We start from the raw sequence: 15193 nt of genomic DNA on the forward strand, positions 1-15193 counted from the left end.
GGATGATTCCTGTCGTTTCAGATCGAGACCGGGAGCGGGCGATGCCCGCTCGCTCTCCGGGGGAGGGATCAGCGGATGACGTCGTCGCCAGTGAGCAGGGACAGCTCCTCCCGGCGGGGGAGCCCCTCCCAGTCGCCCTGGACGGACACGGCGAATGAGCCGCAGGTCGCCGCGGTGAGGAGTCTCTCGGCCGGTGACGCGCCGTCGAGGTACGCCGCCAGATAACCGGCGACGAAGGCGTCGCCCGCGCCGATCGGGTCGACGACCGTGACCGGCACGGGTGGCTGGGCCAGGATCACTCCGTCGATCGCCGCCAGGGCGCCCTCGGCGCCGAGCTTGACGACGGCCTGCTGCGGACCGAGCGCCGTCAGCGCCCGCGCCGTGTTCTCCGGGGGGGCCTCGTCGACGAGGAGTCGCGCCTCCTCGGGCCCGGCGAAGACGAGGTCGGCCTGCCGGACGAGGAAGTCCAGTTCGTCGGCCGCTTCGTCCCTGGACCACAGCAGCGCGCGGTAGTTGACGTCGAGGGAGACGATGACTCCGGCCTGACGGGCGATGTCGACGGCGCGGCGCACGGCGTTCCGGGCGGTCGGCCCGAGAGCGGGGGTGATGCCGGTGATGTGCAGCAACCGTGCCGAGGAGACGAGCTGCTCGTCGACGTCCCGGGGCGCGAGGCGGGAACCGGCGAGGCCGCGGCGGTAGTAGGCGGATCGGGTGTGGTCGGCTGTCCGCCGTTCGCGGAGCATCAGTCCGGTGGGGAGCTCCGGTTCGACGTGGACGCGGCTCACGTCGACACCTTCCGCCCGCAGCCCGCGGACGATCATCGTGCCGGCGGCGTCCGCGCCGACCCGGCCGATCCACGAGGCGGAGTGGCCGAGGCGACTGACCCCGATGGCGACGGTCGCCTCGGCTCCGGCGAAGGACAGGTCGGCGGGTTTCCCGGGCACGAGGGGGCCGGGGGTGTTCGCCGCGACCACGGCCATCGACTCGCCCAGGGTCACCAGGGCGGTCATCCGCGTGCTCCCGTCACGAGATCGACGAGCCGGGCCGTACGGTCGGCGAGTGCGGAGAGATCGCCGCTCTCGCAGGCGTCGCCGACGAGAGGGCTGCCCATGCCGAGCGCGGTGGCACCTGCCCGGAGGTAGTCGGGAGCGTCGTCGAGGTCGATGCCTCCGGTGGGCATGAGTGGTATGCCGGGAAGCGGCGCACGGACGGCACGGAGGTACTCCGGGCCTCCGACGGCGGCGGGAAACAGTTTCACCATGGAGGCTCCCGCATGCCAGGCCGTCAGGATCTCCGTCGGGGTGAGAGCGCCGGGCAGCACCGGGACTCCCAGCCGGCGAGCCTCGGCGATCACTTCTGGCTGGGTGGCCGGGGTGATGAGGTACTCGGCGCCCGCGGCCACCGCCGCCTCGGCCTCGCGCGGGGTGGTGACCGTGCCGGCGCCGAGCGTGAGGCCGTCGGGCAGGTCCTGGGTGTATTCGCGCAGGGCGGCGAGGACCCCGGGGGTGGTGAGTGTGAACTCGATCGCGCGAATGCCGCCCTGGCGCAGGGTGTCGGCGACTTCGGGGAACCGGTCGGCGGAGCCGGAGCGCAGGATCGCCACGACGGGCATGGCTGCGAGCGCGGCTGCGAGGGTGGTCATGTCGTCTCCTGGGGGACGAGGTCGTCGAACGGCACGGTCGGAAGCCCGGCGATGCCCGGACGGCAGACGAACAGCCGTCCGGCGTGGCGTTCTTCGTTGCGCTGCTGCTGGGTCAGTTCTTCGGTCGCCGTCGTGATCACGAGGGTGTCGAGCGCGGGGCCCGCGAAGACGACACTGGACACGTGCGAGGTGCTGACGTGCACGACGGTGTGGCAGGTGCCGTCGGGCGCGAAGGCACGAACCTGGCCCCCTCCCCAGACCGCGACCCACACGTTGCCCTCGCTGTCGACGGTCAGGCCGTCCGGGGAGCCGCCTTCAACGGAGGCGAAGGGGCGGCGACCGCTGGGAGTGCCGGTGGCGAGGTCGTAGTCGAACACGTCGACCCGGCCGGTCGGACTGTCGGCGTAGTACATCAGGGAGCCGTCGGGGCTCCAGCCGAGACCGTTGGAGATGGTCACGGAATCGAGTAGTACCCGCAGGCCGTCCGGGCCGAGTTGGTAGAGGGAGCCTGCTCCCTCGGTCGCGTCGTACGCCATGGTGCCGGCGACAAGGCGCCCGCGGGGGTCACACGCGGCGTCGTTGAACCGTCTCCGTATGCCGTCCGAAGGGAGGGACAGGGAGGCGATCTCCTCGCATCGGCCGCTGTCGCCGATCCGCATGACGGACGTGGACACCGCGGCGATCAGCGCCCCGCTGCGGCTTGGCACGACGGCACCGACCGGGCCGCCGGGGGTGAGTGTGATGCGAGGCAGTATGTCGGGCAGACCGCTGCCGTCCGCGAACGGGACCAAGCTGCCGCGGTGGATGAGACCGGCGGTGATGTCGGCCCACAACAGCTCGTGCACGGCGGGATCCCATACCGGGCCCTCGCAGAGTCTGCCGGGATCTGGGCTGCAGGGACGGGCCCTCAAGTGGCGCATATGAAGTCTCCTTGCTCGTTGTTAACGTAACCATTGGCCGAAACCTTTGTAAATAGCCCCTTGAGGCCTTCGAAGCGTCGCCATCCGTCGTGGCGGTGAGCTCGCGCCCGTCTGGAACCGGGCGTCCGCGCCCGCCGCTGCGCGTAGCTGCGGCGCCCTCTCGCCCGGTGTGCGGCGGGTTGCGCCCTTGTCGCCATCGGCGCGCGGGTCGTTCCGAAGATCGCTCCACCGCCGGACGGCGAAGTCATGACCTGCGAGCGCGACGCCATGGCCGTCGATCTGACGATGCTTCGGCTGATCCGGCGCCGCGCGAAGGTGCCCGTGCCGGTGGTCGACCTCTCCGAGCAGAGTCATGAACTGCGTGAGGCCGACGCTTCTTCATGACGTACGTCGATGCGGACAACCTCCGGGGAAGCCAGGGCCCCGCCCGACGGGCGAGCGCCCTGGGCGGCTTCGGGCGGGCGGTGCGTCGAAGCCTGCCTGGGAGTCCTTCGAGTCGTCTCCTTCTGGAGCAAGTCCAACATATTTCAACATCTTGACAGCTGGTTGACGAATGCCCGTGAAGTAAGCGATTGCCGTGGTCAGAGCTCTATGGCGTGCCTAGGTAACGGCGACGTATCGATCGGAAACCTCCTGGATGCCCTGTTGACTTTTGATGGAAACGGCGATTTTCTGTGGTGCATCGAGTTGATTCACGACTGACTGCGGCGACCTCGGCATCCCGGAAGTGCCCAGTCACCCGCTCTCGCACCGTCGTTGGACGGGATCGGAACAGTCGTTCCCTCCCTTCACCACGACCCTCCGCGAACCACCTGATTCAGCGCCTCACCGGTCGGCCGTGTGCGGCCCGTTCGAGCAAGGGGAATGACATGTTCACCGAACACAACCGGCGGCCGATGGTCACGGCCGTCCTGGGCCTGGCCTCCGTCCTCGCACTGACCTCCTGCTCCAGCGGCCAGCAGGCAGCCGGCTCGGAGGGCGGGGAGGTAGCCAAGGTCGACGGCAAGATATCCCTGACCTACCTCCAGAAGCAGGGCGACCAGGAGTACTTCGTCGGAGAGGCGGCCGGTGCCAAGGCCAAGGCGGACGAGCTCGGCATCGACCTGAAGGTCGTCAACCTCGGCACCGATGCCAACAAGACCATCAGCGAGGCCCAGTCGGCGATTTCGCAGAAGAGCAACGGCCTGATCGTCGTCGTCCCCGACCCGGCCGTCGGGCCCCAGGTCGCCCAGATCGCCAAGGAGGCCAAGGTCGCCCTGCTCACCTCCGACGACCAGATCTGCACGACCGGACCGGACCCGTCCTCCTGTGGCGCCGACGCCCTGGTGCCCCGGATCGGTTTCAGCGGTGCCCAGATGGGCGGCGAGGTCGGCAAGCGCGCCGCCGTGGAGTTCAAGAAGGCCGGCTGGAACCCGGCGGACACCCGCACCATCTCCGCCTGGAAGCAGGACGTGACCGTCTGCACCGACCGCGTCAAGGCGTCCAAGGAAGCCTTCGCCGCCGATTCCGGCGCCAAGGTGCAGAACATCGACGTCCCCACGGACAACAGCCCCACCGGCGCACAGGACAAGATCGCAGCCACGATCACCGCCAACCCGAGCGTCAAGCACTGGGTGGTCTGGGGCTGCAACGACGAGAACGTCCAGGGCGGGGTGACCGCACTGGAGAACGCCGGCTTCACGGCCGACGACGTCATCGGCGTGGGCCTCGGCGCCTACCTGGCCTGCAAGAACTGGAGCTCCGGCAAGCCGTCCGGCATGAAGGCCGCGCTCTTCATCAACGGCAAGGACGTCGGCGCACTGGCCGTGCAGACGATGTACGACAAGCTCAAGAACGGCAAGGCATTCCCCAAAGAGGCCTTCGCCCCGACCACGATGGTCGACGCCTCCACCTGGAAGTCCGCCGGAGTCACCTGCGGCTGAACCGCAGCCCCTCGGCGCCGGTGCGGCGGCCCGTCCCGCTCGCCGCACCGGCTTCTCCCGCCCCCCGGCACTCCGTCGGGCTCCCCCCCGTCCCTCCAGTCCGTGAGGCCAGCATGACCACACCCGGCACCCGCCCCCCCACGCCGACGACCCCAGGCGCCGGTGTCGCCGTCGACAACATCGTCAAGCGCTTCGGTGCCGTCCAGGCCCTTGGCGGCGTCACCCTGACCTTCCCGCCGGGGCAGGTCACCGCCCTCATGGGTGAGAACGGCGCGGGCAAGTCCACGCTGCTGAAGATCCTCACCGGCGACCACCAGCCCACCGAAGGACGCGTCCTCCTCGACGGCACGGCGGTCTCGTTCGCCTCACCGCAGGACGCGCGCAAGGCCGGGATCCGCATCATCCCGCAGGAGCCGGAGATCATCCCCCATGTCTCCGTGGCGGAGAACGTCTACGCCGGATCCCTTCCCCGCAAGGCCGGCCGACGCCTCGACCGCGCCGAGCTGCGCCGCAGGATCATCGCGGACCTGGCACGGCTCGGCTTCGAGAAGGTCATCGACCCCGACCGGCTCGGCTCCGAACTGACACCAGCACAGAGGCAGTTGGTGGAGATCCTGCGCGCCCTCACCGGCGAGGCCAGGGTCATCGCCTTCGACGAGCCGACCTCCTCGCTCGCGGAGAACGAGGTCGAGGCCCTGTTCGCCCTGATCGGCCGGCTGCGCGCCCAGGGCATCGCGATCATCTACGTCTCCCACCGCATGAAGGAGATCTTCCGGCTCGCCGACCGGATCGCGGTGCTCCGTGACGGCGCCTCCGCCGGCGTCCTCGACGCCGCGCACACCACCGAGGGCGAAGTCGTACGGATGATGGTCGGCCGTGACCTCTCCTCGTTGTTCGTACGGCAGGACGTCGCTCGGGACGAGGTCGTCCTGGAACTGGACGGCGTCACCACCGACGACGTCACCGACATCAGCCTCCGCGTCAGGGCCGGAGAAGTCGTCGCCCTCGCCGGCCTCATGGGTGCCGGACGTTCGGAACTGGGCCTCGCCCTCGCCGGCGATCGACCCCTGCGCTCCGGACGGATCACCCTCAACGGCCGTCCCCTGCGGCTGCGCAGCCCCAAGGACGCCATCAGGGCGGGTATCGGCCTGGCCCCGGAGGAACGCAAGGCCCAGGCCCTCTTCCTCCAACGGTCCATCCGTGACAACACCTCCCTGGTCAGCCTGGAGCGGCTGCGCCGGCTGCGCTTCGTCCGCAGCGGCCAGGAGAAGGCCGTCGCCCAGGACTTCTCCGACCGGCTCAGGGTGCGCACCCCGTCCATCGAGCACGAGGTGCGCAAGCTGTCCGGTGGCAACCAGCAGAAGGTCGTCCTCGCCCGGTGGTTGCTGCGCCGGCCGAAGGTCCTGATCCTCGACGAGCCCACCCGCGGCATCGACATCGGTGCCAAGGCGGAGATCTACCGGATCATCGCCGACCTGGCACGGGACGGCGTCGCCCTGCTCGTGATTTCCTCCGAACTCCCCGAGGTGCTCGGACTCGCCGACCGCGTCGTGGTGATGCAGAACGGCCGCATCACCGGCGAACTCGACCGGGCCGAGGCGACCGAGGAATCGATCCTCAACCTCGCCATGGCCGAGGACCTCGCCCCCCTGGACGCCACCCCCGCCCCGGCCGCCGACCGGCCCCGTACCGACTCCACCCATGGAGGCCCCCGATGACCACCGCCACCACGCCCCCGGTCGAGACCGAGAAGGCCCCGGAAGCGGCGCGCAAGCGTTCACCGCTGGCCGCCCTCGGCGGACAGAACCTCAGCCTCATCGGCGCGCTCGTCGTGGTCCTCGGGCTGTTCGGCACCCTCAACGAGAACTACCTGAGCTGGTCCAACATCCAGGTCATCGGCGAAGCCGTGACGATCACCGGACTGCTCGCCATCGTCCAGACCGTCGTCATCATCTGCGGCGGGCTCGACATCTCGGTCGGCTCGCAGGCGGGCCTGGCCTCCGTGGTCAGCGCGATGGCCTTCACCTCGGCCGGGTCCAACCCCTACCTCGGCATGGGTGCCGCACTCGTCGTCGGAGTGCTCGTCGGCATCGTGAACGGCGTCGCTATCGTCTACGGAAGGGTCAACCCCACCATCGCCACCCTCGCCGGGCTCGCCGCGTACAAGGGCATCGCCCAGCTCGTCTCCGACGGCCGTGCGCAGGGATACGTCCTGAACGACCCGGTCTTCGTGTTCCTCGGGCGCGGAAAGATCGCCGGCCTGCCGGTGATGATCTGGATCCTGATCGTCGTCGCGATCGCCGTGCACGTGATGCTCAAGTACACCGACATCGGCCGCAACCTCTACGCGATCGGCGGCAACGACACCGCCGCCCGCCTCGCCGGGATCAACATCAACAAGTACCTCGTCGCGGTCTACGCGCTCATCGGCGTGGTCGCCGCCGTCGCCGGCATCCTGCTCACCGCCCGTACCGGCTCCGGCCAGCCCGTCTCCGGCAGCGAGGGCCTGGAACTCAAGGCCATCACCGCCGCCGCGCTCGGAGGCTGCGCGCTCAAGGGCGGCAAGGGAGGCGTCGGCGGCACCCTGCTCGCCGTCGCCCTGCTGGGCGCCCTGGAGAACGGCCTCACGGTCCAGGGCATCAACACGTTCTGGCAGAACGTCGCACAGGGTGCCCTGCTCGTTGCCGCCGTGGTGATCCAGCAGCGCCGCAACGGCGAACGCGCCGTCGGTCTTCCGCACTGACGTACCCACGGACGAGGCCCGCTTCCCTGAGGGAGCGGGCCTTTCGGCGTGCCGGCGACCGTCGGGAACGGATGCCGGAGGCGCTGTCGGTGGGAAGCGGATCGCGGCCGGCCGGGCCCTCCGTGAACGTGACCCCCAAGGCGGCGCACCGCCCGGCGAGGGTGGGACCGAAGCTCCCCCGGACGTGGCCGACACTCGCGTCGAGAGGAGAGCGCGTCGCGAGAGACCCGTCGTCGTCCTCGGCGGTCGTCCCCTCACACGCGGTGGCGTACCCGGTAGGCGCCGCGGTCCCCTGGCCGTCGCCTGGAGGCCGCCCTCGTGGTCCACCGGGAGCCGTGGACCGCATGTGGCCGCCGCGCTCGGTCCACCACCCGGCGCATACGCGCCCGTGACGGGGGCGTGGTGTGCCGTCGGCGTCCTTCACGAGAAACGTGGCACGACGCATTCCGATCGGCACGGCCCCCACGGGGCTCCGGGCTCGACGTACACGCGCCCGGCGGACCGCTTAGACGACGAAGAGCCCTCCCACGGGGTGGGAGGGCTGGGGGAGGAGAGGTAGGCCGGAGCCGGACTTCGGGCGCACGGGGGACGCGCCCGAGCCCCGGCCTCGCCGGGCGTCCCTACTCCTCGGTGGGGCCGAGGTCGGGCGTGTCGCGGAAGTCGACGGTACGGCTCCGGGGGCCGGCGTGGAGTTCCAGGACGACGATCTCGTTCGTACCGGAGCGCAGGACCGGCGCCGGGACGTACAGCGACTTCTGAGGGCCGCGGGACCAGTAACGGCCGAGCGGGAAGCCGTTGACCCAGGCATTGCCCTTGGTCCAGCCGTCGAGGTGCAGGAAGGTGTCGGCCACCTCGGTGATCTCGAAGGTGCCCCGATGGAAGGTCGGGCCCACGGGAGTCGTCGTGGTGGTCGTGAAGGGCACGTCCTCCAGTGCGGTGAGCGGAAGCGACCGGTTGGCCCAGGCCGTGGGCTCGACGCCGTCGAGGAGGACCTTGCCGAGCAGGCCCTTGCGGTCGTGGATGCCCTGTCCGTAGTTCACCCTGCCCTGGTTCTCCACCAGGATCGAGAGCACGCTGCCGGCCCGGGGAACCGTGAAGGCCAGGGCGTGCTCGTGGTTCTCGCGCTCCAGGACGCCCACCGGCTCTCCATCGATGAAGACCTGCGCGCGGTCGCGGACGTGCTCGATCTCCAGCAGCGCAGGACCGCGCAGGAGCAGGGCGGTCTCGTACAGGACGAAGCCGAAGTCCTGCTCCAGCTCTTCCATGGTCAGCGGCCGTCGAGAGTCGATCCGCGGAGCCAGCCCTGCCGCGCTCGGCAACAGCTCGGCGCTCTCCGTCAACGCGACCGCCGGGACGGCCAGTTTGGCTCCGGGAGAGGGGACGGGGCCGTCCGGTACGGGCGCGTACTTGGCGATGATCTCGCGGAAGGCGCTGTACTTCTCCGTCGGGTCACCAGCCTCGTCGAGCGGGGCGTCGTAGTCGTACGACGTCACCGTGGGCCGGTAGGTGTGCTTGTCGTTGGCGCCGTTGGTGAAGCCGAAGTTGGTGCCGCCGTGGAACATGTAGAAGTTGACCGAGGCGCCGGTGGCCAGGAGCTCGTCGAGCTCGCGGGCGGCGTGCTCGGGGTCGCGGACCACGTGGCGCGCGCCCCACCGGTCGAACCAGCCGATCCAGAACTCCGTCGTCATCAGCGGCCCTTCGGGGCGCTGCGCGCGCAAGGCGGTCAGCTGTTCGGCCGAGCGGCTGCCGAAGTTGGCGGTGGCGAGGACGCCGGGCAGGGCGCCTCGTTCCAGGTCGACCGGCTGGTCGCAGGTGAAGAGGGGGACGTCGATCCCGCAGGCGCGCAGCCTGTCGGCGATGTGCTCCAGATAGGCGGTGTCGTCACCGTAGGCCCCGTACTCGTTCTCCACCTGCACGGCCAGGACCGGACCGCCCCGTGAGGCGAGGTACGGCCGGAGGGGGGTGAGCAGGCGGTCGAAGAAGTCGTCCACCGCCGCCAGGAACCGGGGGTCGCGGGAGCGCAGCTGGATGTCCGGCTCGGTGAGCAGCCACGAGGGCAGACCGCCGCCCTCCCACTCCGCGCAGATGTACGGGCCGGGCCGCAGCAGGACGTGCAGTCCCTCGGCGGCGGCGAGGTCGAGGAAGCGGGGGAGGTCGAGTCCGCCCTCCATCACGAAGCGGTCGGGACGCGGCTGGTGCAGGTTCCAGGGGACGTAGGTCTCGACGGTGTTGAGGCCCATGAGCCGGGCCTTGCGGAGCCGGTCCTGCCACTGGTCGGGGTGGACCCGGAAGTAGTGCAGCCCGCCGGACAGGAAGCGGAAGGGCCGGCCGTCGAGGAGGAATCCGGCCTTGTCTATCTGGAGATCGGGCATGCGCTGTGTGCTCCTGTAGGTGAAGAGTCGTGCGGGGCCGGGACGCCACTCCAGTATGTTTGCGCAAACACAGAGTGCGTGGCAAGCCCTTTCCGCCGGTGTGCGGGGGCGGAGCCGCGGTGTGGCCCCGCCCCCGCCCGGCGTGGATCACTTGTTGACGGTGAAGCCCTGGTCCTTGCCGTACTTGACACTGGCGTCCTGCCAGGCCGTCAGGCCGTCGGAGAGCTTCGTCGGGGAGACGTAGGCCTTGCCGACGGTGTCGTTGAAGATCGAGTTCGCGTAGACCTGGAAGGGAAGGTAGGACCAGTCGGCGCCGACGTTGCGGGCGGACTCGGCGAAGATCTGGTTGGCCCGCTGGCCGCCGAAGTACGGGAACTCGGTGTCGAGGAATGCCTTCGACTCCAGGTCCGCCCGAGTCGCCGGGAAGGCCCCCTCGGCGACCCGGCTGCTCGCCCCGGCTCCGGTGGTGGCGTACTCCGTGAAGGCGTAGGCGAGTTCCTTGTTCCTGGCGGCCTTCGGGACGGCGAGTGAGCTGCCGCCGTTCTCGGCGGTGACCTTGTCGTCCTTCGTCCACTGGGGGAGCGGGGCGACGCGCCAGTCGCCGGAGGCGGAGGCGACGCCCGAGGTGAAGTTGGCGGGCATCCAGGCGCCGATGGAGAGGGTGGCGATGGAGCCGTCGGCCAGGCCCTTGTACCAGGCGTCGCTCCAGGAGCTGACGGGCGCGACGAGCTTCTCGTCGAGGAGCTTCTGCCAGGTGGCGGCGTACTTCTGGGTGCCCTCGTCGCCGAAGTCGATGGTGACGTCGGTGCCGTCGCTCCGGTAGGGGCGGCCGCCGGCCTGCCAGATCATGCTGGTGGTGGCGCCGGCGTCACCGGTGTCGTTGGTGACGAAGACCTTGGGGTCGGCCTTGTGCAGGGCACGGGCGGCCTCCACGTACTCGTCCCAGGTGGTCGGCACCTGGATGCCGTGCTTGTCGAAGACCTTCTTGTTGTAGAAGAGCGCCATCGGGCCGGAGTCCATCGGCAGCGCGTAGATCGCCTTGTCCTCGGTGACCGCGTTCCAGGGGCCGCCGGTGAAGCTGGTGCCGTACTTCTGGGCACCGTAGGGGGAGAGGTCCTCGACGGACCTGCCGATGGTGAACTGGCCGAGGGCGTAGTACTCGACCTGGGCGACGTCGGGGGCGCCGGAGCCGGCGGCTATCGCGTTCTGCAGGGCGGTGTACTGCTTGTCACCGGTGCCGGCGTTGACGAGCTCGACGTCGACCTTGGGGTACTTCTTCTCGAAGTCCTCCGCCACCTTCTTGAGCGTGGGCTCCCAGGCCCACACGGTGATCTTGCCGCCCTTCTCCAGCGCGGCGTTGACGTCCTTCGGACCGCTGTCGCCGGCTCCCGTGTCCGAGGCGTCGGAGCCGCAGGCCGTGGCGGTCAGCGTGAGCGCGGCGACAGCGGCGATCGCGCCGAGCAGTCTGCGGGTGGTGTGGATGCGCATGCGAGGTGCTCCTGGTCGGTGGTGCGGGTGGGAGGAACTTCCGGGAGAGGGATGGGGCAGGAAGGGGCGCTCGACGTCCGGCGCTTTGGGCGGCCGGTCATTCCTTGACGCTGCCGGCGGCCAGGCCGGACTGCCAGTACCGCTGGAGGAGGAGGAAGACGACCACGATCGGGACGATCGTGAGCAGGGAGCCGGTGATGATGAGGTCGAAGACGGCCTCGCCGCCGGCGGTCTGGGCCTGGGCGTTCCAGGCGTTGAGCCCGAGGGTCAGCGGGTACCAGTCGGGGTCCTTGATCATGATCAGCGGCAGGAAGTAGTTGTTCCAGGTCGCGACCATGGAGAACAGCAGGACGGTGACGATGCCCGGGGTGAGCAGGGGCAGGGCGATGGTGAAGAAGGTGCGCAGCTCGCCCGAGCCGTCGATGCGGGCGGCCTCCAGGAGTTCGGTGGGCACGGCCTCGGCGGCGAAGACCCACATGAGGTAGAGGCCGAAGGGGGAGATCAGGGAGGGGATGATGACGGCCCAGGGGGTGTTGGTCAGTCCCATGGAGCTGAACATCAGGAAGGTGGGGACGGCGAGCGCGGTGCCGGGCACGGCCACGGCGCCGATGACGACCGCGAAGACGGCCTTGCGGCCGGGGAACTCGTACTTGGCCAGGGCGTAGCCGCCTAGGACGGCCAGGGTCGTGGCGCCGCCCGCGCCGGCGGCGACGTACAGGAGGGTATTGAGCAGCCAGCGGACGAAGACGCCGTCGTCGTAGGTCAGGGTGCGGCCGATGTTGTCCCAGAAGTGGGTGTCATCGGCGAACCACAGGCCGAAGGAGTCCAGTAGGCCCTTCTGGTCCTTGGTCGCGTTGATCAATAGCCAGGCGAGCGGCAGCAGGGTGTAGACGAGGACCAGACCGGTGACGAGCGTCATCGGGATGCTGGGGCGGGGGTTCAGCGGGGTGTGCGGGCGCCGCCTGCGGCGCTGGGGCGCGGCGGGCCGGGAGGCGGCCGCGGTGGGCCGGCCGGGCTCGGCGGCTTCGGTGTCCGCCGTCATGGTCAGGGAGGTGGTCATCGGCTCAGCCCTTCCGCATGCCGCGCAGCTGGACCGCGTAGGCGATGATCGCGGTGATGACGCCCATCACGATCGCCACGGTCGCCGCGTAGTTGTGCTGCTGGCCCGAGAAGGACAGCGAGTAGGTGTAGAGGTTGGGGGTGAAGTCGCTGGTGATGGCGTTGGGGGCGAGCTTCTGCAGGATGCTGGGCTCGTTGAAGAGCTGGAAGCTGCCGATGATCGAGAAGATCGTGGCGATGACCAGCGCGCTGCGGATGGCCGGGAGCTTGACCGAGCGCACCACCCGCCACTCTCCCGCGCCGTCGATGGCCGCGGCTTCGTAGAGCGAGCGGGGCACGACCTTGAGCGCGGAGTAGAAGATCAGCATGTTGTAGCCGACGAACTCCCAGGTCACGATGTTGCCTATGGAGGCCAGGACCAGGGACGGTGAGAGCGGATCGGGCAGTGAGGTCCCGAAGGCGTCGTTGACGTTCCCGACCAAGCCGAACTGCGTGCCGTACATGAAGCCCCAGATCAACCCGGCGACGACGGCGGGGACGGCGTACGGCAGGAAGATCGCGACCCGGAAGAAGGTCTTGCCGTAGAGCCGGCCGCTGTCGATGGCCAGGGCGGCCAGGAGGGCGATGCCGAGCATGACCGGTACCTGGACCAGCAGAAAGAGCCCGACGCGCAGCAGTCCGTCCCAGAACCGGGGGTCGGTGAGCGCCTCTCCGTAGTTGTCGAGGCCGACGAACACGGTCCCGCCGACGAGCCGGTCCTGGAACAGGCTCAGGTAGAGGGCGTATCCGATCGGCGCGAGGAACACGAGACCGAAGACCCCTACGAACGGGCCTGCGAAACCCCATCCCACCCAGGCCTCCTTCTGGAGGCGGAAACGGGATCCGCGGCGGGGCGGTGGCACCGCCCGTGCTGACGTCGACAGGAGCGTCATGGCTTGGTCCTAGCGTCGGTGACCGACCGGTCGGGAGACGGGGAGCGAGGTAAAAGGGCCTGAGGCCGAGAATCGACCCTGTGAAAGGGGCTGGTCGATACGAAATGTTTACGCAATCATCGGTAAGCTGATGGTGACATTCCCGCTGGGGGGCGTCAAGCACGAACTGGCAGTGAAGGGGAGGGAATCGGGTGACCGAGCAGAACGCGACCGGTCGGTCGGTGGCCGCGAACGACGGCCGACGGGGAGCGAGGGGCAGGCCGCGCCGTGTCTCCATGGCGGACGTCGCCCAGCGGGCAGGGGTCTCCTCGCAGACGGTGTCCCGTGTATCCAATGGGGACGCGGCCGTCGTCGAGGCGACACGCAAGAGGGTCCTCGACGCGATGAAGGAGCTGGGGTATCGCCCCAACAGCGCGGCTCGTGCCCTCAAGCGGGGTGACTTCCGAGCCATAGGGGTCATCATCAGAGGGCTCGCCACTACGGGCAACGTCCGGACCCTGGACGCCGTCGCGAGCTCGGCGTCCCGCGCCGGCTATGCGGTCACCCTCATCCCGCTCGACGCGCCCACGCAGGAGAACGTCAAGGGGGCCTTCACCCGCCTCGACGAACTGGCCGTCGACGCGGTCGTGTTGATCATGGAGGTGCACCTCCTGGATGCCGCCGCCCTCACTCTGCCGCCCCACGTCAAGGCGGTCGTGGTGGACTCGGACGCCACGGGGCGCTTCCCGGTGGTCGACACGGACCAGCGGCAGGGCGCCCGCTCCGCGGTGCGGCACCTGCTCGGCCTCGGGCACTCCACGGTCTGGCACGTCGCGGGGCCCGAGGAGTCCTTTGCCGCGGGCCGTCGTGCCGAGGCGTGGGAAGCGGCGCTGCGCGAGGAAGGGCGCGTGGTGCCTCCCGTCCTGCACGGTGACTGGACTCCGGAGTCGGGTTACGAAGCGGGGCTGAGGATCGCCGACGAGGATTCCTGCACGGCGGTCTTCGTGGCCAACGACCAGATGGCGCTCGGTGTGCTGCGTGCCTTCCACGAACGCGGCGTGCGCGTCCCCGAGGACGTCAGCGTCGTCGGCTTCGACGACATCCCCGAGGCGGCCTCCTTCATTCCGCCCCTGACCACGGTCCACCAGGACTTCGCGCAGGTCGGAGCCCTGTGTGTCGACGCCGTCCTGCAGGAACTGGCGGGCGAGACGGTGACGGGGGTACGGCTCGTGGCGACCACCCTCGTCGAACGGAGCAGCACGGCGCCTCCGGGCGCGCGCGGACAGGGGTGCTGAGACCGCACGCCCGGGGAAGGGTCGGCCCGGGGAGGAAGGCGGGGCGCCGGGGGAGTCGTCTCGACCGGGCGCTACGGAAAAGGGCCGACAGGAGGGTCGGACAGGCCGAGGGCGACAAGGTCGCGGGCGGGAGAAGAGCGCGCAGACCTCGGGTTTCGACGCCCGGACGCGGTCGAGGCGCGCTCACGCCCACCGCGAGGGTGGATGTCACCGCCTTGCGTCGAGGTCCATGCGTACGGCTTTCGATCCAGGGCGAGCTGCGGGGGCGGCACGCGCCGAGCGCCTCGAGGCCCTGACGCAGGGGCGTCGGGGCCGGCCGGGGGTCATGGCGCGGCCGGGAGCGGCGAGGGCCGCCATCCGGACTCCGGATCACTCCCCGAGCTTCCCGTTCGCTTCCCGAAGGGGCTCACCGCCGGCCTCGGAGTGAAGGACGTGACCTTGGGGGCCATCCTCGCCGTCCTTCGGCACCGACTGATCCGCCCCGCTTCGCTGGCGTTCGGCGGGTTGTTGACGGTGGAGGAGGGTGCCGGCGCCGATGTCTTCGCCACCCCCTTGACCGGCGAGGTCGGAGACGACGCGGCGCATGCCCTTCCGACCCCTCGTGAGAGGGCTGGCAGGTCTCGTCTCGCGTCGGTGTCGACTTCTGAACCCCGGGGGCGCCGGTGCCGTGCTCGTCCGGTCCGCACCGGACGCATGGACCGAACCCAACTGCGAACAGTCGCCCGATGGCCTGCCCACCGTGTATTCCGTGGTCACCCGGGGGAGGCCGCCGAGTCTGCGGCGCGCGGGTTCCTCGCGGCGGTCCCCGCCGAGCGGCCGGCGTGGGTACCGACCGTGCGAT

12 protein-coding genes are annotated in these 15193 nt (G+C 69.9%); 5 read left to right on the forward strand and 7 right to left on the reverse strand.

Annotated elements, in window-relative coordinates; translation table 11 throughout:
- Positions 1-68: 68 nt before the first annotated feature.
- From ACZ60W_RS27405 to ACZ60W_RS27415, 3 genes are read right to left on the reverse strand one after another with little or no spacing between them, the layout of a single operon-like run.
- Positions 69-1010, reverse strand: a complete 942-nt coding sequence (locus ACZ60W_RS27405) for a sugar kinase (protein ID WP_469758044.1) — start codon at positions 1008-1010, stop codon at positions 69-71.
- Positions 1007-1642, reverse strand: a complete 636-nt coding sequence (locus tag ACZ60W_RS27410; protein WP_469758045.1) for a bifunctional 4-hydroxy-2-oxoglutarate aldolase/2-dehydro-3-deoxy-phosphogluconate aldolase — start codon at positions 1640-1642, stop codon at positions 1007-1009. The genes ACZ60W_RS27405 and ACZ60W_RS27410 overlap by 4 nt, the downstream gene beginning before the upstream one ends.
- Positions 1639-2562: an SMP-30/gluconolactonase/LRE family protein gene (locus ACZ60W_RS27415; RefSeq protein ID WP_469758046.1), complete on the reverse strand. Its 924-nt coding sequence runs from the start codon at positions 2560-2562 to the stop codon at positions 1639-1641. The genes ACZ60W_RS27410 and ACZ60W_RS27415 overlap by 4 nt, the downstream gene beginning before the upstream one ends.
- A 246-nt stretch (positions 2563-2808) precedes the next feature.
- Between ACZ60W_RS27415 and ACZ60W_RS27420 the strand changes: the two genes are divergently transcribed.
- The 4 genes from ACZ60W_RS27420 (at position 2809) to ACZ60W_RS27435 (ending at position 7227) form a co-directional block, all read left to right on the forward strand.
- Positions 2809-2946 (forward strand): hypothetical protein, encoded by a 138-nt coding sequence (locus ACZ60W_RS27420; RefSeq protein ID WP_469758047.1) that lies wholly within the window; start codon positions 2809-2811, stop codon positions 2944-2946.
- Between the two features lie 485 nt (positions 2947-3431).
- Positions 3432-4484, forward strand: a complete 1053-nt coding sequence (locus ACZ60W_RS27425) for a substrate-binding domain-containing protein (RefSeq protein ID WP_469758048.1) — start codon at positions 3432-3434, stop codon at positions 4482-4484.
- Positions 4485-4597: 113 nt separating this feature from the next.
- Positions 4598-6202: a sugar ABC transporter ATP-binding protein gene (locus tag ACZ60W_RS27430; RefSeq protein WP_469758049.1), complete on the forward strand. Its 1605-nt coding sequence runs from the start codon at positions 4598-4600 to the stop codon at positions 6200-6202.
- Positions 6199-7227, forward strand: coding sequence for an ABC transporter permease (locus ACZ60W_RS27435; RefSeq protein WP_469758050.1), 1029 nt, complete (start codon positions 6199-6201; stop codon positions 7225-7227). The genes ACZ60W_RS27430 and ACZ60W_RS27435 overlap by 4 nt, the downstream gene beginning before the upstream one ends.
- A 620-nt stretch (positions 7228-7847) precedes the next feature.
- Here ACZ60W_RS27435 and ACZ60W_RS27440 read toward each other — a convergent pair.
- The 4 genes from ACZ60W_RS27440 to ACZ60W_RS27455 all read right to left on the reverse strand — a co-directional run bounded on the left by ACZ60W_RS27440 (position 7848) and on the right by ACZ60W_RS27455 (position 13078).
- Positions 7848-9599: a glycoside hydrolase family 35 protein gene (locus ACZ60W_RS27440; RefSeq protein ID WP_469758051.1), complete on the reverse strand. Its 1752-nt coding sequence runs from the start codon at positions 9597-9599 to the stop codon at positions 7848-7850.
- A gap of 147 nt (positions 9600-9746) precedes the next feature.
- On the reverse strand, positions 9747-11087 hold the full coding sequence (locus ACZ60W_RS27445) for an ABC transporter substrate-binding protein (RefSeq protein ID WP_469758052.1): 1341 nt from the start codon (positions 11085-11087) through the stop codon (positions 9747-9749).
- Positions 11088-11184: 97 nt separating this feature from the next.
- Positions 11185-12129 carry a carbohydrate ABC transporter permease gene (locus ACZ60W_RS27450; protein WP_469758066.1) on the reverse strand — a complete coding sequence of 315 codons (945 nt, stop codon included), beginning with the start codon at positions 12127-12129 and terminating at the stop codon, positions 11185-11187.
- A 22-nt stretch (positions 12130-12151) separates the two neighbouring features.
- Complete coding sequence (locus ACZ60W_RS27455; protein ID WP_469758053.1) at positions 12152-13078, reverse strand: carbohydrate ABC transporter permease; 927 nt, start codon at positions 13076-13078, stop codon at positions 12152-12154.
- 275 nt (positions 13079-13353) lie between these two features.
- Between ACZ60W_RS27455 and ACZ60W_RS27460 the strand changes: the two genes are divergently transcribed.
- A complete protein-coding gene (locus tag ACZ60W_RS27460) occupies positions 13354-14352 on the forward strand; it encodes a LacI family DNA-binding transcriptional regulator (RefSeq protein ID WP_469758067.1) in 999 nt (332 codons plus the stop codon).
- Positions 14353-15193: the final 841 nt, after the last annotated feature.

The organism is Streptomyces sp. NPDC104202 (assembly GCF_055584185.1).

Coding starts and splice junctions, on each gene's coding strand:
- ACZ60W_RS27405 (WP_469758044.1), bottom strand. CDS start 1,010: ATGACCGCCCTGGTGACCCTGGGCGAGTCGATGGCCGTGGTCGCGGCG.
- ACZ60W_RS27410 (WP_469758045.1), bottom strand. CDS start 1,642: ATGACCACCCTCGCAGCCGCGCTCGCAGCCATGCCCGTCGTGGCGATC.
- ACZ60W_RS27415 (WP_469758046.1), bottom strand. CDS start 2,562: ATGCGCCACTTGAGGGCCCGTCCCTGCAGCCCAGATCCCGGCAGACTC.
- ACZ60W_RS27420 (WP_469758047.1), top strand. CDS start 2,809: ATGACCTGCGAGCGCGACGCCATGGCCGTCGATCTGACGATGCTTCGG.
- ACZ60W_RS27425 (WP_469758048.1), top strand. CDS start 3,432: ATGTTCACCGAACACAACCGGCGGCCGATGGTCACGGCCGTCCTGGGC.
- ACZ60W_RS27430 (WP_469758049.1), top strand. CDS start 4,598: ATGACCACACCCGGCACCCGCCCCCCCACGCCGACGACCCCAGGCGCC.
- ACZ60W_RS27435 (WP_469758050.1), top strand. CDS start 6,199: ATGACCACCGCCACCACGCCCCCGGTCGAGACCGAGAAGGCCCCGGAA.
- ACZ60W_RS27440 (WP_469758051.1), bottom strand. CDS start 9,599: ATGCCCGATCTCCAGATAGACAAGGCCGGATTCCTCCTCGACGGCCGG.
- ACZ60W_RS27445 (WP_469758052.1), bottom strand. CDS start 11,087: ATGCGCATCCACACCACCCGCAGACTGCTCGGCGCGATCGCCGCTGTC.
- ACZ60W_RS27450 (WP_469758066.1), bottom strand. CDS start 12,129: ATGACGGCGGACACCGAAGCCGCCGAGCCCGGCCGGCCCACCGCGGCC.
- ACZ60W_RS27455 (WP_469758053.1), bottom strand. CDS start 13,078: ATGACGCTCCTGTCGACGTCAGCACGGGCGGTGCCACCGCCCCGCCGC.
- ACZ60W_RS27460 (WP_469758067.1), top strand. CDS start 13,354: ATGGCGGACGTCGCCCAGCGGGCAGGGGTCTCCTCGCAGACGGTGTCC.